This window comes from Isosphaeraceae bacterium EP7, assembly GCA_038400315.1.
Taxonomy (GTDB): domain Bacteria; phylum Planctomycetota; class Planctomycetia; order Isosphaerales; family Isosphaeraceae; genus EP7.
In genome coordinates, this window is sequence record CP151667.1 from 836,255 (window position 1) to 860,210 (window position 23,956).

Sequence of the window (23,956 nt, forward strand, 5' to 3'; positions counted from 1 at the left end):
GATGACCTCGACGACGCGGCCCTCGACGGGTGGCCGATGAGGTCGGACGGGGCGCCTGCGGTCTTCGACGCGACGAGGGTGCATCGATGGCCCGACGATCCGACGCCCTCCCGTCGCCCGCATGGGCCGGCGACCTGCCGGTCCACGAGCGCCTTCTGTCCAACGGGATGAAGGCGCTGGTGCTCCCGCGCAGGCATGCCCCCGCAGTGATGTGCGACCTCTACTATCCGGCCGGCTCGGTGAACGAGCCGGCGGGCCTGAGCGGGCTGGCGCATTTCGTCGAGCACATGCTCTTCAAGGGGACTGAGCGGTTCCCCAAGGGGCAGATCGACCGGCTCGCGTTCGTGGCGTCGGGGCAATCCAACGCCGAGACGGCCGAGGATTTCACGCACTACTGGTTCGCCTTCCCGTCGGATCGCTGGGAACTGGCCCTCGCCGTCGAGGCCGACCGGATGCGCGGCGCGGCGTTCGACCCCGCGGAGGTCGAGAGTGAGCGCGGCGTGATCGTCGAGGAGCGGGCGCGTGACCAGGACTCGCCCATGGGGCGACTGGATGAGCTACACCTGGCGCTCAGCTACCTGCGTCACCCCTACCGCAACCCGATCCTGGGCTGGCCCGACGACCTGGCCCGCGCCACCGTGGCCGACCTCAGGGCGTTCTACGCAGCCCATTACCGGCCCGATGGCGCCACCCTAGTGGTGGTCGGCGACGTCGATCCAGCGCGGGCACTCGACCGCATTGAGCTCCATTTCGGCCACCTTGCCGCAGGTGTCACGAACCGCAACCCGCCGCCGATGAGCGAGCCGCGCCAGGCGGGGCGACGCGACTTCACGCTGACGGAAGGGGAGTCGGTCGCCCGTGGCCTGCTGGGATGGCACAGCGTGCCGCTCGGCCACCCCGACGGCCCGGCGCTCGACGTGCTGTCGGACCTCATGACCTGCGGCCGGCGGTCGAGGCTCTGGGACGGCCTGGTCGAGACGGGCAAGCTGGCCACCTGGGTTGATGCCGGGCACGAGCCCTCGCGCTGGGCAGGCCAGTTCCTCATGCAGGTCGAGGCCGCGCCGGGTGTCGAGCCCAGGCGTGTCGAGGCCGCGATCGCCGGCGTCGTCGCGTCATTGACCGAGCAAGGCCCGACGGTCGAGGAGATGGCGCGGTCACGGGTTCGTCTGGAAGCGGCCTGGCGCTGGGAGCAGGAAGACCTGGCCGGCCTGGCATCGGGCCTGGGCCAGCGCAGCCTCTGGACCGACTGGCGGGGCTGGCAGGCCGAACATCGAGCGGCCATCGCCGTGACGGCGGACGACGTCGTGAGGGTGGCTTCCACTTACCTGAACGAGGCCAGCCTGACCGTCGGCTGGGCCCTTCCGCGCCCCGAGGGGAGCGTGACCGTCCTGCTTCCGAGCGAACTGGCCATCCCCAGACCGTCCCGGCCCGTCGTCTTGCAGACGCCCGAGAAGCCGCTCGACCTGACGATTCCCGATGGGACGGCCCGGCTCGTCGACTACAAGCCCGACCGTCGCGTGCTGGCCAACGGCCTGACCATCCTGACGGAGCGCAGGCCCGGGACGGGGGTCGTCTGCCTGGACCTCTATATCGACTCCGGCCTGTTGCGCGAGTCCAAGCCCGGGCTGGCCCACCTGACCGGCCGGCTGCTCGAAGAGGGGACCACGCTGCGAGACGAGGCCGAGCTGGCCGCGGCGATCGAGGATATTGGCGGGACACTGGACGTCGGGGCGACGGGAGCCTCGCTGAGGGTCCGGTCCGAGGACCTTGAGCTGGCCATGACGCTGCTGGCCGAGGTGATCCGCACCCCCGCCTTCCCCGCAGAGGCCCTGGCCTGGGCCAAGGAACGGACCGTCGGCGAGCTGCAAGGTGACCGCGACGACCCCTCCTTCCGCGCCGACCTGCTCTTCAGGGGCCTGATCTACGGCGACCACCCCTACGCACGCGACCCCCGCGGCAACACACGCGAGATCGGCCGCCTGACGCTCGACGACGTCCGGGGCCACCACGCAGCCCTGTTCGGGGCCGACCGGGCGACGCTCATCGCCGCCGGAGACTTCGACCGCCGCCGGCTGCAATCGCTCCTGAAGACCCACTTCGGGAGCTGGAATCCCATCGGAGGTCACCTCCCAGTGCCCGCGAGGCCGCCCGGCATGGGCCGGGGTAAGGTCCGGCGCGTGGATCATCCGGGCGAGCAGGTCCATATCCTGATGGGCCATCTGGGCGTGCCGCGGAACCACCCCGATTACGATGCCCTGGAGATCCTCGACCATATCCTGGGCAGCGGGCCGGGATTCACCGACCGCCTGAGCCGGATCGTGCGCGACGAGCTTGGCCTGGCCTATTCGGTGGGCGGCGGCATGACCGACTCGGCCGACGTCGAGCCCGGCCTCTTCCGCATCTACGCTGGGACCAGCCCCGACGACGTTGACCGGGCCGTCGCCGTGATCACCGAGCAGATCCGCGCCCTGCACGCTGGCGAGTTCAGCGACGACGAGGTCGATCGCGCCCGCCGCTACCTGGCCGGCTCATGGGTCTTCGACTTCCAGACCGTCGAGCATCGCGCCGAGCGTCTGCTGGAACTCGAACGCTGGGGCCTGCCGCTTGAGGACCCCATCCATCGACCGGGCCGGCTGGCGTCGATCACTCCCAAGCAGGTGAGGCACGCGGCCAAGGTACATCTGCACCCCAATTCGCTGGTGCGTGTCGAGTACGGCCCGATCCGACGCAAGGGCCAGCGTGCCCGAGCCGAATGCGCCTGAGCCGGCTCGTCGGCATTTCTCGCCGAGAACCCTGTCCGGTCCCCACCGCCGCCGGGCACAACCTTCCGGGAGAGACGCGCGACCCGGGGGTCTGGGACCATGAACGACGATCACACGACGTCCGCCGCCCTGCGGATTCTGTTCGAGGCGGGGTCGGTGGCCGGCCTGGGCGACGGCGAGTTGCTTGACCGATACGAGCGTCGAAGCCAGGCCCTCGACGCCGAGTCCAATGCCGCCTTCGCCGCCTTGGTCGCCCGCCACGGTCCGCTCGTCCGCCGACTCTGTCGACGCCTGCTGGACGACCCCAACGACGCAGAAGACGCCTTCCAGGCCACCTTCCTCGTCCTTGCCCGCCGCCCCCAGGCCATCCGCGATCCTTCTCGCCTGCCGAGCTGGCTCTACGGCACCGCCTGCCGCGTCGCCAGCAAGCAACGACTGCAAGCCGCCCGCCGCCGCAAGCACGAGACCGCCGCGGCGCGTGACGAGGCGTTCGACGGCCCGCTCCCCGACCCGATATGCGAAAGTGCCCGCGTCCTGGTCGAGGAAGTTGGCCGGCTTCCGGGAAGAATTCGCGCGGCGCTGCTCCTTTGCGAGCTGGATGGTCTGAACCAGGACGAGGCGGCCCGTCGCCTGGGCTGCTCCGACCGGACCCTCCGGCGTCGACTGGTGCGGGCCAAGGCGATCCTGAAAAGCCGCTTGATCCGACGCGGGATGATGCCCTCGGTTCTCACGCTGGGAAAAGCCTTGAACCTCGAGGCCACCGCACACGCCGGACCGACATCATGGGCCGGGCTTAGCGCCGGTTCTGTCTCGGCGACGACGACGGCTTTGGCGGAGACGATCCTCCGCGGCATGCTCTGGTCCAGGCTCGCGGCCCTCATACTCGTCGGTGGATTGACGACGACCCTGGGGATCGGTGCCATCGCCGCGAGTGGAGCATTCGGGCAACGGCAAGTGAACGGCTCCGTCGGTCAGAACGCGGATGAAAAGGCTCCAGACGCCGGGAATTCATCGCTTTCCGCGACGGAGCAATTTCAAGCGTTGATGAAGCGGTTTGACGACGCGACTGCATCCCGGCAAAAAGCCGTCGACGCGACTCCCGAGAAGGCCGACGAGATCTACCGTAATGTTGGTCCGTTTCTCGGTGAATATGGACCTGCTCTCGTGGATCTGGCGAAGCGTCATCCGGGCGATACCGCGGCAATCGACTCGTTGATCTGGGTGGTTGAGAAGAGCCTGTGGGGAGGCGAACGCGACGCGGAGCCCTTCGACTCTTCGGTCACCCAGGCGATGCAGATCTTGGTCCGAGATTATCCCTCCGAGCCACGCCTCGGGCCGCTCGCGTTGGGGATGGTCAACATCGTTTCACCCAGGCGAGATTCGTTCCTCAGCGACCTTTCCGGGCGCAGCCCGAATCGGACGGTCAAAGGACAGGCGACTCTGGCGCGGGCTCAATATCTGCAAATGCAGGCTTATTTTGCCCAGGGGCTTCAGCGGGGCGACGAGACCATCCCCTTCTTCAACTTGCATGAGAAATTCCAGATCGACGGCGATACCCTACGCCCTCTCACCATCCCCACCGGCGCGACGAGGAGTTCCGGTGAAATGGTTGATTTGAGGAAAGTGAACTCTCCAGAGTCGGTCAAGTCCGTGAGGCTCTTGAACCCTGGAAAACTCGGAGGCGAAGCCGCTGTCCTCTTCGACCGGGTGTTGTCGGATTTCGCCGATGTTCCTTACCTTCGCTTTGATGCGAAGTACACGAGGGAGACGCTCGGCGACGTCGTTCGAATCCTGAACATGCCGGGCCTCGATCCCGTTGCGTCCTTGCGAATCACGGAGGATTCGGAAACCTACAACGTCGGGTTCCAGAAAGCCCTGGAATTGTTGAATGCAGATGGCGTAGGTGAAGAAGAACGTTGGAAGACTTATCTCGCTGCAACTCCTCGATGGGCCGATTATGGGCCAAGGATGTGGCGAATTGCCGAGGACGCGCCCCGCACTTCAGCCGCATTTAATGCCTTGATCTGGATTCTCGGTCACCAATTCTTGGATGCCAATCCGGGGCGAGCCGTGTTGCTGGGTAAGGTGGTCGACCGTTTGATTCGAGACCATCTCGAGGATATTGGCAACCATCTGGAATCTCGAGACGTGGCCAGGGCCTTCAATAGCAGCATGCCGACGCCGGCTCCTCACGTCGACCGTCTTTACAGAGCCTTGGCCGAGCGTGGAAAAACGCGCGAGATTCGCGGGCGGATGAGCCTTCTGCTGGGCAGCTTCTACAAAGCCGAGGCCGATCTCGTCGAACTCGAGGCGGAATCGAAGTTCATTGAATGGTTTCAGGAGCCGGCACGATATGACCCGGCGTATCTCGCTGGGCTGGTAAAAACAGGGAGGCAGGCCCTGGCCAGGCGAGCCGAAGACGTATTGCTGAGAGTGAAAGCAGACTATGGCGATTTGCTCACCATCGGGAGGTTTGTTCGGAGCCAGACATTCGCCGAAGCAGTCAGCCGGGACATCGACGAATTACGCGCACCGGCGATTGGCCAGCAGGCCCACGAGATTCGGGGAGAAGATTTTTCCGGCAAGGAGATGACCCTTTCGGAGTACCGAGGCAATGTCGTCCTCCTTGACCTGGAAGATTTTTCGCTGGAGGGGAAGCCGCCTCAATTTGCTCGCGATCGAGAAACTCTTCGGTCGATCGTCGAGCGATTTCGTGACCGACCGTTCGTCGTCTTAGGTGCATACTCGGTCTCGAACGAAGAGATCAAGGTGGCTGAGGACAAAGGCTGGATGACCTGGCGAGCTTGGATGGACGGCGAAAGCGTCGAACCGGGACCAATCACCAGGCAGTGGCATATCTACGGATACCCGAACTTCGTCATGATCGACCATGAGGGAGTCGTCCGTCACAAGGCACTTAACAACCCGTTTGACGCCGAGTTCGATCCCGAACTTGAACGGATGGTCAAGGCGGCGGAAGAGGCGGCGAAGGCGAAGAAATAAGGCCCCTTGCTCAGCGGACCTTGAAGACTCGGGCTTCGAAGGGGCCGAGGTCGAGCGGGGTGTTGTCGCCGGCGGATTTGGTTGATCGATGGGCCTGGAGGATGTCGTCGAAGGCGATCTCCTTCCAGGGGGTCTTACCGAGGTCGGTTTTCAGGGGAGCCGGCTTGTCGGAGGTGTTGAGGACGACGAGGATCTTGCCGGCGGTGAGGGTGCGGAGGAAGGCGTAGATGGGTTTTTCGGAGAGGACCTGCGACCAGTCTCCACGGCGGAGGATCGGCTCGGCCTTGCGCATGGCGATAAGGCGTTTCAGGTGCTTGTAGGCTGGGCGGTCGCGGCGGTCGGCGGGGAAGGCGTCTCCGGCGGATTTGGGGACGAGGCCCACCTCATTGCCGGCGTAGAGGAATGGGACCCGGTCCATCGTCATCAGCAGGGTCAGGGCGACGTCGAGGCGGGCCTGCTTGGGTTCCTTGGCGACGGAGAGGAATTCGGTGACCTCGTAGTTGTCGACTTGCGCCATCATTCGTCGAGGATGAGGGTAGTGCTTCTCACCCGCGGCGAGGACCTTGGCGAGCAGGCCGAATTTTTCGGACTTTCCGATCACCTTCTGTGTGGCGTCGAAGCTGAAGTCGTAGGCGCCGTCGAAGCCGCACTCGCGGACGATGCGGCCGATCTTCGGCGGGTCGATGGCCAGCTCGGCGAGGATGACGAAGTCGGTGGGCCGGCCGTCGGGGCCGGCCTTCAGGTCGCGGACGAAGCGGGTCCAGAATTCGGTCGAGAGTAGCGGGGCGCTGTCCATCCGGAAGCCGTCGCAGCCCGACTCGTCGCGCCAAAATTTTGCCACCTCGACGAGGTAGTCGGCCACCTCGGGGTTGTCGGCGTCCCAGTGGCGAATCCCGTACTCGGTGGGCTTGCCGAACCAGGCGGCATGCGCCGGATCGTTCATGTAGGGATGTTCGAATCCGGGGAGGGCCAGCGGCATGTCGAGGATGACCTTGATGCCGCGGCTGTGGGCGTCGGCCACCAGCCGCTTCAGGTCGTGCATGTCGCCGAAGTTCTCGTCGACGCGGAAGTAATCGGTGGGCCTATAGCCCGTGGTCAGGAACTTGCCCATCGGCCGGCGGTCGTTCTGCATGACCGGGTAGATGAGCAGCGAGGTGACGCCCAGGTCGACGAAGTCGTCGAGCTTGCTGCGGATCCCCTCGATGTCGCCCCCCCAGAGGCCCCCCTCGTACCTGGATCGCTCCTTGCCATAGGTGCCCGCCATCACGTCGTTGGCGGGGTTGGCGTTGAAGAACTTCTCCAGGATGACCACGTAGACGACCTCGTCCTCCCACGGGCGCGAGCGGTCGAGGTCGACCGCGACCACAGGGGCGGCCGCGATGGGGAGCAACATTGTGAGGGCTTGGGCGCAGGTCATTCGGCGAACTCCGGCGAAACTCGGGGCGGCGACACGGCGGCGGGGGAAATGAGGGAGGGTTCCTTTCGCGGGGGCACCGCGATATCCTGGATCGTCCAAATCGAAGGGCCCGACGGTCCCATTCTACCGCGGAGATCGAGGGCGAAGCCCGCGACTCCCCGCCGGGCCGGCAGCGAAACCTGGTCTCGGGGTCAGATGGACATCATCGATTATTTCGATCACACCTATATCGTCAGCCTCCTCAGCCGCACCGATCGTCGTCGCGACGTGACGCTGGAGCTGAAGAAGCACGGGATGCCGCTGCAGCCGGGGAAGGTCGAGTTCTTCGACGCATGCCGGCCCGACTCTCCCGCCGGGTTCGAGAATATCGGATATCGCGGCTGCTTCATGAGCCACCTTGAGATCTTGAGGAAGGCCCGGGACGGCGGGTTCTCCCGGGTCCTGATCCTCGAAGACGACGTCAAGCTGACCCCTCAGTTCGATGAATACCGCGACGAGGTCGTCCGCCAGCTGACCTCGACCGACTGGGACATCGTCTACCTTGGCCACCCGGCGTCGCTGCCGGCCGGTCCCGGCCTACAATTCGTCCGGCACGACAAGCCGCTGCTCCTGACGCATTGCTACGCGGTGAACGGCAAGGCCCTCGATCGGCTGGTCGTGTTCCTCGAGGCCTTGCTGACCCGGCCGCCCGGCGACCCCGAGGGGGGGCCGATGTCGTATGACGGGGCGCTCTCGACGTTCCGGAGGCGGAACCCCGATGTGGTCACCCTGCTGGCCAACCCCAACCTGGCAACCCAGCGCCCCTCGAGGACCGACATCCACGACAATCGCTGGTTCGACCGGGTGCCGGGCGTCCAGCAGATGGCAACCCTCGCCCGCCGGCTGCTCGACGCCCGCAAGTCGTAATTCAGGGCGGATTCAAGGGAGTGGGACGTCCTTGAACTCGAAGTCGAGCGGGATCTCGATCACCTTGCTCGGGGTCTCGTACGCCAACTGATAGTCGCCGGGCTTGTCGGGGACGTCGACGAAGAGGTACTCGAAGCTCAACTTGCCGCCGTCGGCGGAGAGGTTCGAGTAACCTCCGTTGTGCTCGAACCGCGAGCCGTCGGCCTTCTGCAGCCAGAGGCGGTTGTTGAAAAGCCCCTGGCGGAAGCTCTCGAAGGCGGGCCCGCCGTCGGGATACTTGATGTCGACGTGGAACTTCCAGACCTGCTCGTCGACCTCGAACGAGTCGAGCGTCACGGCGATGTCCCCCTGAGTCTGGACTACGCCGGGGGCCTCGATCTTGGAGAACCGGAAGGTGCGCAGGCCGGCCGGCACGGTGACGCTGGCGCTCACCTTCAGCTTGGCCAGCATCTTGGCGGCGCGGTCCGGAGCGGCCAGGTTCAGGTTCAGCTCGGCGGCCGGGTTGTCCGGCCGCAGGGCGACGTCGGTGGACATGTTCTGCACGTCGGCCGCGACGGATTTGCCGAGGTCGTCGACCACCTCGATTCCTTCCGACTTGAGGGCCAGCAGCATCGGCCTCAGGCGCGGCTCCCAGCCCACCTCAAGCTGCAAATTCGACGTAGCCGCGCCCGACTGGAAGTCGCGGAGGGTTCCCACCTGCTTGAGCATCACGCGGAACGGCCCGGTGTTGATCATGTAAGAGGACGCCCTCGCCTTGTCTGGCGCCGCGGGCATCGCCCCGGCAGTCAGGCCAAGTGTGCCGTCGCCGGTGAAGAAGTTCAGGGCCAGCCCTGCCTTGGCGGCGACGTCGTCGATGGCTTCGAAGAAGGGCCTGTCCTTCAGGTCGAGATCGAGCCCAGGATTGGTCGCCTCGGCGCCCATCTGCTCGCGCAGGTCGGTAATCGGGTTGCCCGTCTGCGCCTGGATGCGCTGCAAGGCTTCCGAGAGGCGGATCCCCTTCCCTTGCAGGGTCACCGTCGAGGCGCCCAGGTTCAGCTTATCCAGCGACTCGCGGATGGCCGATCGGACGCGCTCCAGCCTTGTGTCGCGGTCGTTTGCCCCGGCGCCCACCTTGGCGGCCTCGGGAAGCAGGGGCAGCGCCCTGGCCCCCAGCGTGATCAGGGCCTTCTCGGCGGAATCTCGGGCCTCGACCTTGGCGGCGGCGAGCTTCTCGACGAGCTGCGCAACGCGGTCTCTCAACGCATCGTCGGAGCCCTGGGTCAGAAGGGCGATGCACAGCAGTGCCGGGATCATGGCCGAGTTCCTCCGGTGTTCGCCGATCTATCCGTCAACCGACCGACCAGACGCCGTCCTGCATCACCACCACGCCATCGGCCGTGACCCGGCCTTCATCCCTAAGGTCGACGATCAGGTCCCAGTGAAGGGCGCTCTCATTGGTCCCGCCGGTCTCTGGGTAGCTCGATCCCAGCGCCAGGTGCACTGTTCCGCCGATCTTCTCGTCGTACAGGATCGTGCCCGTGAAGCGATCGATCCCCGGGTTCAGTCCGATGCCCAACTCGCCCAGGAAGCGGGCGCCGGGGTCGAGGTCGAGCATGCTCAGGAGGTATTCCTCCCCCTGCTCGGCCTTGGCCTCGACGACGCGGCCGTCCTTGAATTTCAGCTCGATGCCGATCAGCTCACGCCCATTGCGGCAGACCGGGAATCCGCACCTCAGGGTGCCATTTGCGGAGGTCTCGACCGGCCCGGTGAAGATCTCGCCCGAGGGCATGTTCCGCCGGCCGTCGGAGTTAATCCAGGTCCGCCCGGCCACCGAGAGCGTCAGGTCGGTCCCGTCGGCCTCGATGCGTACCTGCTTGACCCCGGTCATGTACGCGGCCAGGCCCGCCTGCCGCTCGCGCAATTGACGCCAGGCGGCGCCGGGGTCGTCGCGGTCGAGGAACATCGCAGAGGCGACGAACGCGATGTAATCGTCGGGGCTCATCTTCGCGTCGGCGGCATAAGCGTCGGTGGGATACTGCGTGATCACCCACCGCTTCTTCGACGCCGCCTGCCGGATCGGGTACCGGGCCCGGTCGACGATCGCTTGGCGGGCAGGGTCGACCCGGGCCATCCCTCGGGTGTCGGTCTCGGCCGAGATCCGGATCCGGCCGTCGACGGTCTGCGCCTCGTACAGGGCCACAGGGGGCAGATAGGCCAGCTGATCGACGCTCGCGTTCTTCAGGAAAAACTCGGCCATCCCGGGCAGTTCCAGCCGCACCAGGGGGTGGGCCCCGCGGAGGATGATCGCCCGTGCGCAGGCCTCCACCAGGGGGCGGGCCTCGATCTCCGAAGCGACCAGGATCGTTTCCCCGGGCGCCACGGCCAGGCAGTAATCAACAAGCAGGTCGGCCCAGCGGGCGGCCAGGTCGTCGGTGATCGCCATGGTCGCTCAATCCTCATGCCTCGTTGTGACCCTCCAAGCTACCTCCCCCTGACTCGGTTCGCAACCTGACAGATGTCAGAATCAGCACGGCCGTGGGATCGAGGCGGGCGGTCGACGGCTCGCCGGTGCTTGACGAGGGGGGCGCTGCGGCTGACAATCGTTGGGTCCCGAGGACTCCCGATGCCGGCGGTCCCGGCGGGCGGGGTTCTCGCCCGAGATTTGCCCCTTGTTGGACGTCCCGCGAAGGATCTGTCGCATGGTTTGCAGCAAGCGGATCGGCCGTCGCCCGCTGGCGAAGGCCCTGAGCATGGCCCTGATGGGCTCGCTGGCGATGGCAACGGCCGCACGAGCCGAGGCCCCGCCGACGCCCACCCCGGCCGAGACGCGGATGCGCACCGACGTGGGGTTCCTGGCCGCCGACGCGCGTGAAGGGCGATCGCCCGGAAGCGGCGGGATCGAGGCCGCGGCCGACTACATCGCGGCGACCTTCATGAACGCCGGGCTCAAGCCCGCCGCCGGCGCCGACGGATATTTCCAGACATTCACGCTGGGGGGCACGCCCAAGCTCGGGAATGACGCCTCGCTCGTCATCAACGTCTCGGCCGACTCCAGCTTGAAGGCCGAGAAGGGCGAGTTCACGCCGCTGGCCGCGGGCGTCGGCGGCACGCTCGCCAAGCTCCCGCTCGTCTTCGTCGGCTACGGGATCACGGCCAAGGACGACGCGACCAAGCTCGACTACGACGACTACGCCGGCCTGGATGTGAAGGGGAAGGCGATCCTCATCATCCGCAAGACGCCGCTCCAAGGCGAGAAGGATGGCCTCTTCGGCGGTGCCAACCTGATGAGGTTCGGCAGCTTCCGCCACAAGGCGACCAACGCCTTCCAGCATGGCGCGGCGGCCGTGATCCTCGTCAACGATGCGGTCTCGGTGAAGGACGGGGGCGACGAGCTGTTGAAGTTCCCCGCGGCCGGCACCGACGTACTCTCCAATGTCCCCTTCGGCATGGTCACCCGCGCCTTCGCCGACAAGATCCTCGCCGCGACCAAGGCGCCCAAGCTCGAAGAGCTGGAGAAGACGCTCGACGAGGGGGGCAAGCCCGCCAGCCGCGTGCTTGAAGGGGCCACCGTCGACGGCTCGTTCCCGATCGAGCGCAAGTCGGTCGGCACCAAGAACGTCATCGGTGTGCTCGAGGGCTCGGGCCCGCTGGCCGACGAGACGATCGTCGTCGGCGGTCACTACGACCACCTCGGGCACGGCGGCCTGCTCTCGGGCAGCCTCGCGTTCCTGTCGAGCGACATCCACAACGGCGCCGATGATAATGCGTCGGGCACGGCGATGGTCATGGAGCTGGCCCGCCGCCTCGGGCGCCGCACCGACCCCCTCCCCCGTCGGGTCGTCTTCATGGCCTTCTCCGGCGAGGAGCGAGGGCTGCTCGGCTCGCAGCACTACGTCGAGAACCCGCTCTACCCGCTCGACAAGACGGTCATGATGATTAACTTCGACATGGTCGGCCGGATGGCCAAGGACGAGGTCACCTTCTTCGGGGTGGGCAGCACCCCGGGCCTGGATGGCCTGGTCGACGCCATCGGCTCGTCGGCCGGGATCACCGTCAAGAAGGTCGCCGGCATGAGCGACGGGTTCGGCGGAAGCGACCACCAGTCGTTCTACCAGAAGGATATCCCGGTGCTGTTCGCCTTCACCGGCACGCACAAGGACTACCACCGCCCCACCGACGACACCGAGCACATCAACTTCGAAGGCATGGGCCGGATCGCCAACCTGGGCGAACTGCTGCTTCTCGACTTCACCCGCCGCCCCAAGCGTCCCGAGTTCGTCAAGAGTGCCGCGGCCGACCACGGAGCGGGCGGAGCCGACCCGGCGCGACTGTCCGTCACGGTCTATCTCGGGACGATGCCCGACTATGCCGACGGCACCAAGGGCGTCAAGCTCGCCGGTGTTCGCGAGGGGAGCCCCGCCGAGAAGGGGGGCCTGCAAGGGGGCGACATCATCATCGAGTTCGGCGGCAAGCCGATCGGCACCATCAACGACTACATGGAGAGCATGGGCCGGTACAAACCCGATGACGAGGTCGTCATCAAGGTGAAGCGCGGCGAGAAGGACGTCGACCTCAAGGTCAAACTCGGCAAGCGGCCCTCGCAGTGATCTCTGGCGGCAAGACCACAACGCGAGCGATCGTCGCCGGCCTGCTCCCCTGGGGGCTCGCCGGCGGCTGCTCCGCGCCCTGGTCCGACGGCGGGGTCCTGGTCGTCGCCACCTCGTGGCCGTCCGCCGAACGCTTGGCGCTCGAGGAGGCCTTCCGGCCCTCGGGCCGCATCGCCTGGATCGAGTTCCTGCCAGGAGCCGACCCCACGCGCATCGCGGGTCGACGTTCCGGCGTGGACGCGTTGCTGGGCGGCCCGATCTCGCGCTATCGAGAGCTTGAACGTCGGGGCGAGATCGTCCCGGGTTGGAAGCCTTCACAACGCCAGCCCGTCGGACTTTTGGGGCCGGAAGGAAAGCCGACGGAAAGCGTACCGGAGCCCCCGGATGCCCTGGCGATGGGCGACCCGCGCCTCGACCCCGCCTCGCTTGCCTGGCTGATGGGCATCTCCGCCGGGTCCGATTGGGCCGCCGGCTACGCCCGACTCGTTAAGCTCGCCGGGTTGATCGGCCCCGACCCCCGGCGTGAGGGCTCGGCGCTAGCCGAGGTCGAGCGCGGCGAGGCCGTCGCGGCGGTCGCGGGGGGAGTATTGGGCGGGACTTCAACGCGAGGAGTCCGGGAGGAGGGGGCCGGAGTGCTCCGCGATGCCCCCCATGCCCAGCTCGCCGCCGCATTCCTGGCCCTCGTCGATTCCGGGGCGACCCCAACCGAGATCAATCCGCTGATGGCCGACTTGCTGGGATCGACGCTGGTCGAGGCGCGGCCGGAATTGCTGCAAGCCTGGGAGACACTCGAACGGACCGACCACCCGCCCAGGGCCGAGCGCTGGCTGAGCGAGCCGCCCCCCTGGCCGCCGACCTCCGTGGCGCTCCTGCGGTCGAAGCCGAACGGGGCCGAGTTGGTCGACCTCCTGGCCGAGCAATTGACTGAGGATTTGCCGACCCGCGAGTGGCTGATCCTGAACTGGGACCGGCCGCCGCGCAAGGTCGACCCCGCCTTGCTGGACGAGCTGGTTAACGCGGTCGAGGGTCGCCTCGCGAGCGAGCCGAGGTTCCGCGCCTGGCTCCGGGTCGAGTGGACGTCCTGGGCCCGCCAGCGGTACCGGCGCGTGGCCCGTCAGGCCTCGGGGGCCTGGGTCCCATGATTGAAGTCGGATTGGTGAAACTCGTCCGGCGCATCGACCGCGTCGCGATCCTGGACATGGCCGCCTCGCTCGAGCTGCGCCCCGGAGAGCTCTTCTACATCCTCGGCCCCTCGGGGTCGGGCAAGACAACGCTCGCCCGCCTGATCGCCGGGCTGGACCGGCCCGACGACGGCGAGATCTTCTTCGACGGCAAGCTCGTCAACGACGCCCCGCCGGAAAGCCGAGGCGTGGGGCTGCTGTTCCAGGGAGACCCGCTCTGGCCGCACCTGAACGTGGCCGACAATGTGGGGCTGGCGCTGAAGCATCAGGGTCTGAACAGGATCGATCGGCGGGGTCGCGTGGCCGAGTCACTGACGATGGCCCGAATCGACAGCCTGGCCGCCCGCAAGCCCGACGAGTTGACCCCGCTGCAACGCAGGCGTGCCGGCCTGGCGCGGGCCCTGGCTGTTCGGCCCCGCATCCTCGTCTTCGACGAGCCCACCGCCGGCCTCGACCCCCGCGACGCCGACGAGTTCCGCGACGACATGCGGCGGCTTCATGCCGAGCTGGAACTCACCACGCTGGTGCTCACCCGCGACGCCCGCGAGGCCCTCTCCATGGCCGAACGCCTGGCGGTGCTCGACCTGGGCCGGATCGTCCAGACGGGCCAGCCCGCCGAGGTCTATAACCGCCCCGTCGACGCCCTCGTCGGCCGCCTGCTCGGCCCGATCAATCTCTTCCAAGGGCAAGTGGAAGGCCCGGAGAGCCGCGGCGGAGTCGTCGTACGCACCCCGCTGGGCCGACTGATTGGTCAGGCCCCGGCCGGCACCCCGGCGGCCGGATCGCCCGTCACCGTGGCCATCCGCCCCGAAGCCCTCTGGCACGGCGGGCTCGTCCCCCAGGGGGCCAACCGGTTCGCCGCGACCCTGGAACGCCAGGTCTTCCTGGGCGAGCTGCGTGCCCTGCACCTCCGGGGACCGGGCGACTGGCCCCTGATGGCCCTCGCCATCCAGGCCCAATCCGCCGGCCTTCGCGAGGGTCAGGGGCTCACCCTGGCGGTGATGCCGGAATCGGTCATCATCTTCAGAGGCCGGAACACGCCGACCCTCGACGACGCCGGAATTGGGCGTATCGAGACGACCTGAGCTGCGACTCGCGTAAGTCTGCCCACCTATTCGTTCAATGGTCGATCGTTACGCAGCAATGTACGTGCGTGCCCGAGGATGGAGGACATGGCCATGATCCGCTTGATCCTCCCCCCGGCCCGCCTGGTCGCGTTTGTGCTTATCGTCGCACCCATCCTGGGGCTGCTGGCCGCCCCGGGGATGGATCGCGGCGACAATGGGGCCGTCCGGCCGACCGTCTTCCCCGCAGCCCTGGTCGCCTGGGACCACCTGACCCGCGACTGCCTGCGCAACAGCCTGGCCCTGGCGGGCGCGGCCACGGCGGCCTCGCTGCTTTTGGGACTGTCGCTGGCGGCGATCGCGAACCGAGGCGTGGGCCGATTTTCCGGGGTCAAGGCTCCGCTCGCGGCGGTGCCCCTGGCGGTCCCGCCGTTCGTCGCGGCCTGGGGCTGGCATTTGGCGGTGCTCTGGGCGGCCGGCCGCTGGCCTGAGTGGATGGGGACCGACGCCGGCGTCTTTGCCGCCTGGCTGCCTATGGTCGCGGCCTATTCGGTCTGGGGCGCCTCGCTCGTGGCTTCCAGGGCCGGCGCCGACCTCCGCCGGATCGCACCCGACTGGCAATCGGCCGGCCAGGTCGCCGGCGCCGGCCGCGCGGGCCTGGCCTTGTCCCTGACATGGTCCCTCCTTCGCCCCGGAATCACCCGCTCGCTGGCCTCGGTCTTCACCCTCACCCTCATCGAGCCCGCGGCCCCCTGGATGCTCGGCCTGCGCCGGACCCTGGGCTACCAGGTGCTCGCCGAGGCCTTTCACGACGACCGTTCCCCGCGCCTGGCCGTGCTCGCGGCGCTGGCCACGCTGCTCATCTGGGGCGTTCGGATCTTGCTCCGCCGCTGGGGAGGCGACGACGTTCTGCTCTCCATGCCTGAGCATCCCCGGCCCGGGTTGGCCGGCCGCTTCGCCCGCCTCGTTTCCTGGACCACCGCCGTAGGCTGGGCTCTCCTGGGCGTGCTCCCCCTCTGGTTCCTGGCCCGTCAGGCCACCACGGAGGTTGCCCTCCCTGGTTTCGCGGCCGTCAGCCTCATCCGGCCGCTGGCGGTCTCGATCCTCCTCGGGGCCATCGTGGCATCGTGCGGCCTGCTCCTTGCGGGACGCCCCGGCGGCCCACCCCGGCGAGGCTGGGCCGCCCGCCTGCTCTCCGCCTGCCCGACGATCGCCCTCGCGGTCGGCGCCCTGGCGATCCCGGCCCTGTTGGAACTCATCACCCGCCGACTCCGAGGCGGCTCCGCGCCCCTGGAGGCCTTGATCGGCCCAATCGCCCGTGCCATCGATCCCCTGGCCACCCCGGGCCTGGCGCTGTCACTCGTCGCCGTCGCCGCCACCTTCCCCGCCATCGCCGCGATCGTCGGAGCCAGCCGGAGGCCGTCCCCCGACGATCCGGTCCGTCTCGACGCGGCCCGGCTCCTGGGCATCCCCGCGCGAGATGCCCGCAGGATTATCGAGGGACCGGGCCGCCGACGGATCTGGCTCGCCGGAGTCCTCCTCTCGACCGCCTCCCCTGCTGCCGGCCTTCTCCTGGCGCCCACCACCGAGGCCCGCCCCCTGGCCACGACCTTTGTCCTCCTCGTTGACCAACCCGGCCAGGCCGCCCGGATCGCCGAAGCTGGCCTGACCCTGACCGCCCTGACCGGCCTCGGCCTGATGCTGGCCGGTCGAAATGGCCGCCGCCAGATGGCCGAGTCGCCCCCCGCCTGACGACTGGGAAGGCCTCGGATGGGGACGTATGATGGAACCAAGGGTGGGTCGAGGTCTTGCCGGCGAGGAAGGGATTGATCGTGCCATCACCGTTCCCGGGGATGAACCCATTCTTCGAGCAGCCGGGCTACTGGCAGGATTTCCACCTGGAATTCCTCTCGGCGCTGCGTCGGCAACTCGTCCCACAACTCGGGTCGGCCTTCTTCGTGCAGCTCGAAGAACACCTCTACGTCCACGACCTGCCCCCCGAGCCCCGGCGTGCGATCGGTCGGGCTGACGTCTCGATCTCCGGCTCGGCGGTTCGCTCGGCTGGCCTGGCGGCGGTCGGCATGCTGGAAGCGCCGGCCGTACTTGAGTTGCCCCGGAACGAGGTCGAGCGCGTGCCGTACCTGGAAGTCCGCGACCGCCAGGGACGCGAGTTGCTGACTGTGATCGAGTTGCTCAGCCCCTCAAACAAGAAGCGGGGCGAAAACCACGAGCAATACCCGGCCAAGCGGCGAGAGTTGCTCCGCAGCCCCACCCATCTCGTCGAGATCGACCTGCTGCGTAGAGGCCGGACGATGCCCCCGGATGATCGACCCAGGTGCGACTACTCGGTGCTCGTCAGCCGGGCCGAGCGGCGCCCGGCCGTCGACTTCTGGCCGATCCAACTGCGAGAACGGCTGCCGGTCGTGCCGATCTCGCTGAGACCCGACGTCGTCGAGGCCCGCGTCGAACTTCAAGAAGTCTTGCACCGGAATTTCGACGGGCCTGGCTATGAGAGCTTTATCGATTCTGGGGCACCCCAGCCGCCTCTCTCAGGCGAGCAAGCCGACTGGGCCCGCCAGTTCGTTCCGGGAAACGCCTGAGGCCGCCGCGCCACCGTGAAGGGCGGCGCGGCGGCATGGGTCGCGATCTCAGAGGGCCGGTCCGAGGAGGTCCTTGACGGCGTCGCGCTCGGCTGCGAGTTCCTGGGCCGAGGCGTCGATGCGGGCCTGGCTGGCCTCGTCGATCGCCAGGCCTTTGACGACGGACCAGGACTTACCGTCCTTGCTGGTCAGCGGGAAGCTGTAGACGAGGCCTTCGGGCACGCCGTAGCTGCCGTCGGAGACCACGCCGGCGCTGAACCAGTCGTCGCCCTTGGTGGCGAACGAGGCGGAGCGGACGCTGTCGAGCGCGGCGTTGGCGGCGGAGGCGGCCGAGGAACCTCCCCTGGCCTTGATCACGGCCGAGCCTCGCTTGGCGACGGTCGGGATGAAGGTCTCGGTGAACCAGGTCGGGTCATTGATGACCTCGGTGGCCGGCTTGCCGCCGATCCGAGCGTGCAGGTAGTCGGGGAACTGGGTGTCGCTGTGGTTGCCCCAGATTGCCACGCGGTCGACCTCGCCGACGCCCACGCCGGCCTTGATGGCGAGTTGCGAGGCGGCCCGGTTCTGGTCGAGCCGGGTCATGGCGTACCAGCGCTCGGGGGCCACCTTGGGGGCGTGCGACCGGGCGATGAGCGTGTTGGTGTTGCAGGGGTTGGCGACGGTCAGCACGCGCACGTCGGGGCCGGCGGCGTCGTTGATCGCCTTCCCCTGGCCGGTGAAGATCGGGCCGTTGGCGCGGATCAGGTCGGCGCGGGTCATGCCATCCTTGCGCGGCAGGCCGCCGACGAGGATGACCCAGTCGGCCCCTTCGAAGGCCTCGGTGGCCACGTCGCTGGTCTTCACGCCGGCGAGCAGCGGGAAGGCGCAGTCCTCGAATTCCATGACTGTGCCCTTCAGGGAGGGCAGAGCCGGTGTGATTTCGAGCAGGCTCAGCTCGACCGGCTGGTCGGGCCCGAACAGGCCGCCGGAGGCGATCCGGAAGATCAAGGCGTAGCCGATCTGGCCCCCGGCCCCGGTCACGGCGATTCGAATCGGCTTCGGCATGGTCGGTCCATTCCTCGTCGAGCTGCGGGCAAGTCGCGGGTCGGCCCGGGCGAACAAACGCGGGCTCTAGGTCGATGACCCGGACGGATCGCCCGCCATTCTAACCGGCGGCCGGCCCTTGCAAGCCGGGCTCAGCGGGAGAGACGGGCGGTGGGCCGCCAGTCGCCGCCGATTGATCTGGCGTTAAGCCTTGAAGTAAAACGGGTTGGGTTCGATCGCGTGTGATCGGTCGCGGGGCGGTTTTGCGTCGATAGACGATCGGTTTCGCCCGAAGCTTGGCGAGCATCAGGGCCATCTCGCGCGGCAGGTGGCGGACTCCCGCCAGCAGGAAGGCCCCGCCGAAGAGCGCGGCCGGGATGAGGACGAGCAGCCCTGCGATCTGGTTCTCGGGGAACGACCTGGCGTCGGCCGCCTTGGGAACCGCCCCCAGCGCCGCGAAGGCCCGGCCGAAGACGGTCGACATGGCGTCGGGCTGGGCGAACGTCCCGGCGACCCAGCCCATCATTCCGGGGGCCCAGAGCCCGCCAATCAGCGAAGCCCCCAGCGCCGCGACCCCGAATGCGGCCCCTCGCATGTTGGGCATCGTCACGCCGGCGATGATCGCCAGGCAGGGCCCCAGGTGCATCATCAGGAGCGTCTGGGCCGCGAAGAAGGCGCCCAGCGCCAGGGCCGGCTGCCTGGCGTAGATGGCCAGCGCCAGCATGGGCAGCGAGCCCAGCATCGACAGCCCGGCGACCTCGAACATCGCGCCGGGCCGTGACTTCGAAAGCCTGTCGCCGAATAGGCCGCCGAGGATCAGTCCGAGCGCCGCGCCGCCGTTGGCGGCCAGCCTGGCCATGGCACGCGACCCCTCGACGTCAATTCCCCGTGTCACTCGCAAGAAAGGGATGAGCCCATGACCCAGGCCCACCATTGCAAACGCGGCGAACGCCATGCCCAGCACCGCGTAGGTGTAGGACGAATTGACCATCAGGTCGATGTAATCTTCCTGCGGGGCGCCCGCCTTTTCGTGCGCCAGCAGCCTGTTGGCCGGAACTCCCTCGGTCGCGCCTCGGAGGGGCTCGGGCACCGCGAGGAACACGAGCGCGGCGAGCATCACCAGGGCGCCTGCCGCGTGGCAGGTCAGTGGCCAGGGGATGAACCGGTCGGCGGTCGTGGTGATCGGCCCGACCAGCCATGGAGCGAGCGCCGCGGCCAGGGCCAGGCACGCAAGCATTCGGGCTCGATCGCCGCGGGCCACGCGGTCGAGCATCAAGGTCATCGCAACGACCAGAAATCCGCCCAGCCCCGCGCCCAGGCCGAAGCGTGACAGCCGAAGGACGAAGTAGGATTGCGCCAGGCCAACCCCGATCGTCGAAAGGCCCAAAATGGCCATGCAGACGGCCAGCCAGCGACCTCGCCTCGAACGGTCGGCCAGGTACCCGACGAGCGGCGCCGCGAGCGCGAACCCGAGGATCTGGGCGGTGGCAACCGATGCGGCCTGCCCTTCGCCCATCCCCAGCACCGCCTCCAGCCTCGGCGACGCCCACTCGGCGATCCCGCGTGCCGTCGATCCCATCAAGATCGAGGCGAACATCAGGACGAGTACGCCCCAAGGTCCCGCCGGCGTTGCGCCCGTCTCCTCCCGCTCGTCCAAGGTCGGCCCCATTTTTCTGCCAGGCTCCGCCGTCTCTGTCTCGCCTTCACGTCCCCGAGGCGATGCTAAGTCACCCGAGCCGGGGCGTCCAGGGTCCTAGGCCCTTCGGCCTAGCTTCAGGCTCAGGGGCATCTCCAGGCCATGGGCCTCGAGCAACGTCTCGTCGCCCAGGATCAGATCGATCGGGCCATCCGCGACGACCCGGCCGCCGTCCAGCAAGATGGCCCGGCCGCATAACGCCAGGGCCATCTCGAGGTCGTGCGTGGCAATCAACTTGGTCGCTTCCAGGCTGGCCATCAGGGAGATGAACCGCCGCCGGCCGCGCGGGTCGAGGTTGGCCGACGGCTCGTCCAGCACCAGGACCGTCGGCTCGCAGGCCAGGACGCCCGCCAGGCAGACCCGCTTGCGCTCGCCGAAGGAGAGGTGATGCGGGGGCCTGTCGCCGGCGTCCGCCAGGTCGACTCGGCCCAGGCATTCGAGCGCCAGCCGCTTGGCCTCGGCCTTCCCCTTGCCCAGGTTCAAGGGCCCGAACGCGACGTCTTCCAGGACCGTGGGCGAGAAGAGCTGGTCGTCGGGATCCTGGAATACCATCCCCACCCGCCGCCTGATCTCCGGGGCGTTGCGCGCGTCCATCGCCAGTCCGTCGATCACCACCGACGATCCGGGGCCGCTCGCCCCGACTTGCGCCTTCGCTCCGTGCGCGTGCAGGGTGGCCGATCGCTCACGCCCCGGCAGCAGTCCGTTCAGGTGCAGCAGCAGCGTACTCTTGCCCGCGCCGTTGGGCCCGATGAGCGCCACCGACTCGCCCGTCGAGATCGACAGCGTCACGTCGCGCAGCGCCTCGCGGCCGTCGGGGTATCGATAGGCCAGGTGAGTCACTTCGATGGCGGGAATGGAAGGCGTCGTGGGGATCACGCTTCGGGCCCGTCGAGCGTCCGCCAGGTGCCGTCCCAGCCCCTGGACATCATCGCGTTATGCACCCGGTCGCCCCGCTCTACTGCACGCAGGAACAGCACCGAGATCAGGCTGGCCAGCGCCGCCGGGCCGAGATTTCCCCGCCTGCGGAATGACCGCGCCCGCCTCGCCTGGAGCATTCTTGAAAGCTCGTCCGCGAACACCGCCAGATAACGGACCATCAGCTGCAACGTGGTGACCATCACCGCAGGCACACCCAGCCGCCGCATCCCGCCGAAGAGTGCCCTCGTGGTGGTGACGTGCACCAGCAGCAGGGTCGTCAACGTGGCCAGCGCATTACGGCCGAGGATCGAGGCCGCCACCGTCGCCCGACCCAAAGTCTCGCGTTCCGGGTGCGTCCCGGCGACCAGCACCGCGAAGAAGGCGACCAGCCCCAGCATCCCCAGCCATCGCCTCAGCAACGTCCAGGGGGGCACGCCCGAGAGGCCCGCGAGGAAGGCGAGCACCAGGCCTTGCGCCGTCATCAGGGCCCAGGCACCCATCGGCGTGGCCACGGCAAGGACGATCAGGACCAGGGCCGCGACGAGCTTGAACCGGGCATCCAGGCGTTGCAGCGGGGCGTCGATCGAGGCGGAGCGGTCGAGCGAGTCGAACTCAAGACGCATCGGCCAGAGCCCCCGCCCCGGCGGATTGCTCGGGCCGTGTGAAGGCCCGTCCCATCACAGCGCCCACGCCGAAGACGAGAATCGTGCCCAGCAGGCCCGCCAGCGCCGTGGCCACCCCTTCTCGCTCGATCCCGCCGAACTTGTAGTCCGGCAGCAACGGGCGGACCAGCGGGTCGGCCTCGACCAGGAACCCCAGCCAGCCGCCGACCTTCTCCAGGCCGTCGGGGCTGCCGCTGGCAAACGGAGCCAGGAACGCCGCGACGCTCATCGCCACCATCAACCCGGCCAGCCCCGCCTGCCAGAGCTTAGGCCCGGCGCCAAGTTCGGGCAGGTCTGGCTGATAGATCAGGTCGGGCCGGACTTGCAGGACGTACCGCAGCACCAGGCCCGTGATGACCGCCTCGCCCAGCCCGATCGCCGAGTGGACCAGAACCATCCAGCCGAGCACCTGCACGAAGTTCCCCCGACCCCCCGCCGTCAGCTCGAGCGCGAACGCCCCGGCGGCCATCAGCACGGAAAACCAGGCCGCCACCATCGCTCCCAGCAGCACGCCGCGCCGGCCGCCGATCAGGCGTCGGAGCGGGGCATAGATCGCATAGCCCCCCACCGCGCCGATGAGCCCCATGTTGACGAAGTTCGCCCCCAGGGCCGTCAGGCCGCCGTCGCCGAACAGCAGGCATTGCACCACCAGCACGGCCGCGATCACCCCGGCCCCGGCCCAAGGTCCCAGCATTACCGAGGCGAGCACACCGCCCAGCAGGTGCCCCGAGATGGGGAGCGTTCCCAGCGGGAAATTCACCATCTGCGCCGCGAAGACGAAGGCCGACATCGTGCCCATCAGCACCGTCGTCCGGTCGCGCAGCTGCCGCTCCACGGTACGAGTCGCGTACAGCAGGCCGACGCCGGCGATCACGCCGGTCGCCGCCGCGACCCTCGGGTCGAGCACGGCCTCGGGGATGTGCATGGTCGGCGCTCGCTCCGTGGGCCGTGTGACGAATTGCCGGGCGGTGTGCATCGTATCCCAATGGCCCCCCGCGGTCAAAACCCATGCGCCCCGTCGGCCATTGCGATCGGGCGGTCGGTCGACTACCCTCGCGGTCGGAAATCGAAGCCGATCCGGCCCGAAGTGGAGGTCCTCCGAGTGCGAGTGTTGATGACGGGCGGCTACGGCTGCATCGGGTCGTGGGTCGCCAGGAACCTGATCGACCAGGGCCAAGAGGTCTGGATCTACGACCTCAAGGAAGACAAGCACCGTCTGGAACTCCTGCTGGAGCCCGACGAGCTGTCGAAGGTCCACTTCCTCCAGGGAGACGTCTCCGACCCCGGCGCCCTCCGCGCCGCGGCCGAGCAAATGCAGGCCACGCACCTGCTGCACCTGGCCGGCCTCCAGGTCCCCACCTGCAAGGCTAACCCGATTCTGGGAGCCACGGTCAACGTGATCGGCACCCTGGCCGTCTTCGAGGTCGCCGCCGCCCTCAAAGGCCAGATCAAGCGAGTCGTCTACGCCAGCTCCGCGGCCGTCCACGGCCCCCAGGAGTCCGACTCTGCCGGCCCCATTGCCGATGCCGTCCGCCTGGCCCCGGTCACCCATTACGGCGCCTTCAAGGTCTGCAATGAGCTGAACGCGCAGGTCTACTGGCTCGACCAGGGGATCTCCAGCATCGGCCTCCGCCCCTGGACGGTCTACGGGGTCGGCCGAGACTTCGGCGTCACCAGCGAGCCCACCAAGGCGATCAAGGCCGCCGCCGCCGGCCGCAAATATGCGATCACCTACGGCGGGCTCCAGGACTTGCAGTACACCGGCGACGTTGCCGCCACCTTCGTCCAGGCCCTCAACGCGCCGACGGAAGGGGCCGAGGTCTTCAACGTCCGGGGAGCCGTCGTCACCATCGAGGAGTTCGTCGCCACCCTCAAATCGGTGGCCCCCGACTCCGCCGACCTCATCACCCACGGCACCCGCCAGCTTCCCATCGCCCCCGACCTCGACGACTCCCGCCTCGCCGTCGCCCTCGCCCCCCTGCCCCGCACCGCTCTGGTCGACGGCATCCGCGCGACCTATGACCGCTTCGCCAAGCTCAAGGCCGAAGGCCGCCTGGACCTCTCGGATCTCACACCTGCCTGAAGACCCACTCCGAAAGCCGATTCGTCCGGTCGGGAGGCAAGAATTCCGGGCGACG

General features: G+C 68.1%; 17 protein-coding genes. 9 read left to right on the forward strand and 8 right to left on the reverse strand.

The window, feature by feature from the left end; all coding sequences use genetic code 11:
* Nucleotides 1–86: 86 nt before the first annotated feature.
* Together EP7_RS03355 and EP7_RS03360 are read left to right on the forward strand one after the other, a co-directional pair.
* Nucleotides 87–2,762 (forward strand): M16 family metallopeptidase, encoded by a 2,676-nt coding sequence (locus EP7_RS03355; RefSeq protein WP_463526168.1) that lies wholly within the window; start codon nucleotides 87–89, stop codon nucleotides 2,760–2,762.
* 156 nt (nucleotides 2,763–2,918) lie between these two features.
* A complete protein-coding gene (locus EP7_RS03360) occupies nucleotides 2,919–5,765 on the forward strand; it encodes a sigma-70 family RNA polymerase sigma factor (protein WP_463526169.1) in 2,847 nt (948 codons plus the stop codon).
* Nucleotides 5,766–5,775: 10 nt separating this feature from the next.
* Here EP7_RS03360 and EP7_RS03365 read toward each other — a convergent pair whose 3' ends face one another.
* Nucleotides 5,776–7,182, reverse strand: a complete 1,407-nt coding sequence (locus tag EP7_RS03365) for an alpha-amylase family glycosyl hydrolase (protein ID WP_463526170.1) — start codon at nucleotides 7,180–7,182, stop codon at nucleotides 5,776–5,778.
* A gap of 195 nt (nucleotides 7,183–7,377) precedes the next feature.
* Here EP7_RS03365 and EP7_RS03370 point away from each other — a divergent pair, with 195 nt between their 5' ends.
* The gene (locus EP7_RS03370) at nucleotides 7,378–8,088 is read left to right on the forward strand and encodes a glycosyltransferase family 25 protein (RefSeq protein WP_463526171.1); all 711 of its coding nucleotides are present in this window, start codon (nucleotides 7,378–7,380) and stop codon (nucleotides 8,086–8,088) included.
* 12 nt (nucleotides 8,089–8,100) lie between these two features.
* On the opposite strand, the gene EP7_RS03375 is transcribed toward EP7_RS03370, so the two are convergent.
* Complete coding sequence (locus EP7_RS03375; RefSeq protein WP_463526172.1) at nucleotides 8,101–9,381, reverse strand: hypothetical protein; 1,281 nt, start codon at nucleotides 9,379–9,381, stop codon at nucleotides 8,101–8,103.
* 34 nt (nucleotides 9,382–9,415) lie between these two features.
* Nucleotides 9,416–10,510 carry an aminopeptidase gene (locus EP7_RS03380; protein ID WP_463526173.1) on the reverse strand — a complete coding sequence of 365 codons (1,095 nt, stop codon included), beginning with the start codon at nucleotides 10,508–10,510 and terminating at the stop codon, nucleotides 9,416–9,418.
* A 256-nt stretch (nucleotides 10,511–10,766) separates the two neighbouring features.
* Between EP7_RS03380 and EP7_RS03385 the strand changes: the two genes are divergently transcribed.
* The 5 genes from EP7_RS03385 to EP7_RS03405 all read left to right on the forward strand — a co-directional run bounded on the left by EP7_RS03385 (nucleotide 10,767) and on the right by EP7_RS03405 (nucleotide 17,519).
* Entirely contained in the window at nucleotides 10,767–12,674 is a 1,908-nt protein-coding gene (locus tag EP7_RS03385; RefSeq protein ID WP_463526174.1) for a M20/M25/M40 family metallo-hydrolase, read from the forward strand.
* A complete protein-coding gene (locus EP7_RS03390) occupies nucleotides 12,671–13,816 on the forward strand; it encodes a hypothetical protein (RefSeq protein ID WP_463526175.1) in 1,146 nt (381 codons plus the stop codon). Before EP7_RS03385 ends, EP7_RS03390 begins: the two co-directional genes overlap by 4 nt.
* Entirely contained in the window at nucleotides 13,813–14,940 is a 1,128-nt protein-coding gene (locus tag EP7_RS03395; protein WP_463526176.1) for an ABC transporter ATP-binding protein, read from the forward strand. Before EP7_RS03390 ends, EP7_RS03395 begins: the two co-directional genes overlap by 4 nt.
* Before the next feature lie 93 nt (nucleotides 14,941–15,033).
* Nucleotides 15,034–16,671, forward strand: coding sequence for a hypothetical protein (locus tag EP7_RS03400; RefSeq protein WP_463526177.1), 1,638 nt, complete (start codon nucleotides 15,034–15,036; stop codon nucleotides 16,669–16,671).
* A gap of 80 nt (nucleotides 16,672–16,751) precedes the next feature.
* Nucleotides 16,752–17,519 (forward strand): DUF4058 family protein, encoded by a 768-nt coding sequence (locus EP7_RS03405; protein ID WP_463526178.1) that lies wholly within the window; start codon nucleotides 16,752–16,754, stop codon nucleotides 17,517–17,519.
* Between the two features lie 48 nt (nucleotides 17,520–17,567).
* Here EP7_RS03405 and EP7_RS03410 read toward each other — a convergent pair whose 3' ends face one another.
* The 5 genes from EP7_RS03410 to EP7_RS03430 form a co-directional block, all read right to left on the reverse strand.
* On the reverse strand, nucleotides 17,568–18,563 hold the full coding sequence (locus EP7_RS03410) for a malate dehydrogenase (protein WP_463526179.1): 996 nt from the start codon (nucleotides 18,561–18,563) through the stop codon (nucleotides 17,568–17,570).
* A gap of 100 nt (nucleotides 18,564–18,663) precedes the next feature.
* Complete coding sequence (locus EP7_RS03415; RefSeq protein WP_463526180.1) at nucleotides 18,664–20,211, reverse strand: MFS transporter; 1,548 nt, start codon at nucleotides 20,209–20,211, stop codon at nucleotides 18,664–18,666.
* Nucleotides 20,212–20,295: 84 nt separating this feature from the next.
* Nucleotides 20,296–21,114, reverse strand: coding sequence for an energy-coupling factor ABC transporter ATP-binding protein (locus EP7_RS03420; RefSeq protein ID WP_463526181.1), 819 nt, complete (start codon nucleotides 21,112–21,114; stop codon nucleotides 20,296–20,298).
* The gene (locus EP7_RS03425; RefSeq protein ID WP_463526182.1) at nucleotides 21,111–21,779 is read right to left on the reverse strand and encodes an energy-coupling factor transporter transmembrane component T family protein; all 669 of its coding nucleotides are present in this window, start codon (nucleotides 21,777–21,779) and stop codon (nucleotides 21,111–21,113) included. Before EP7_RS03425 ends, EP7_RS03420 begins: the two co-directional genes overlap by 4 nt.
* Nucleotides 21,769–22,743, reverse strand: a complete 975-nt coding sequence (locus EP7_RS03430; RefSeq protein WP_463526183.1) for an energy-coupling factor ABC transporter permease — start codon at nucleotides 22,741–22,743, stop codon at nucleotides 21,769–21,771. Before EP7_RS03430 ends, EP7_RS03425 begins: the two co-directional genes overlap by 11 nt.
* Nucleotides 22,744–22,920: 177 nt before the next feature.
* Between EP7_RS03430 and EP7_RS03435 the strand changes: the two genes are divergently transcribed.
* The gene (locus EP7_RS03435) at nucleotides 22,921–23,901 is read left to right on the forward strand and encodes an NAD-dependent epimerase/dehydratase family protein (protein ID WP_463526184.1); all 981 of its coding nucleotides are present in this window, start codon (nucleotides 22,921–22,923) and stop codon (nucleotides 23,899–23,901) included.
* The last annotated feature ends 55 nt before the right edge of the window (nucleotides 23,902–23,956 follow it).

Excerpts from the sequence above, each read along its gene's own strand:
- EP7_RS03355 (WP_463526168.1), top strand. The coding sequence starts at position 87 with ATGGCCCGACGATCCGACGCCCTCCCGTCGCCCGCATGGGCCGGCGAC.
- EP7_RS03365 (WP_463526170.1), bottom strand. The coding sequence starts at position 7,182 with ATGACCTGCGCCCAAGCCCTCACAATGTTGCTCCCCATCGCGGCCGCC.
- EP7_RS03370 (WP_463526171.1), top strand. The coding sequence starts at position 7,378 with ATGGACATCATCGATTATTTCGATCACACCTATATCGTCAGCCTCCTC.
- EP7_RS03375 (WP_463526172.1), bottom strand. The coding sequence starts at position 9,381 with ATGATCCCGGCACTGCTGTGCATCGCCCTTCTGACCCAGGGCTCCGAC.
- EP7_RS03380 (WP_463526173.1), bottom strand. The coding sequence starts at position 10,510 with ATGGCGATCACCGACGACCTGGCCGCCCGCTGGGCCGACCTGCTTGTT.
- EP7_RS03385 (WP_463526174.1), top strand. The coding sequence starts at position 10,767 with ATGGTTTGCAGCAAGCGGATCGGCCGTCGCCCGCTGGCGAAGGCCCTG.
- EP7_RS03395 (WP_463526176.1), top strand. The coding sequence starts at position 13,813 with ATGATTGAAGTCGGATTGGTGAAACTCGTCCGGCGCATCGACCGCGTC.
- EP7_RS03400 (WP_463526177.1), top strand. The coding sequence starts at position 15,034 with ATGATCCGCTTGATCCTCCCCCCGGCCCGCCTGGTCGCGTTTGTGCTT.
- EP7_RS03410 (WP_463526179.1), bottom strand. The coding sequence starts at position 18,563 with ATGCCGAAGCCGATTCGAATCGCCGTGACCGGGGCCGGGGGCCAGATC.
- EP7_RS03415 (WP_463526180.1), bottom strand. The coding sequence starts at position 20,211 with ATGGGGCCGACCTTGGACGAGCGGGAGGAGACGGGCGCAACGCCGGCG.
- EP7_RS03425 (WP_463526182.1), bottom strand. The coding sequence starts at position 21,779 with ATGCGTCTTGAGTTCGACTCGCTCGACCGCTCCGCCTCGATCGACGCC.
- EP7_RS03430 (WP_463526183.1), bottom strand. The coding sequence starts at position 22,743 with ATGCACATCCCCGAGGCCGTGCTCGACCCGAGGGTCGCGGCGGCGACC.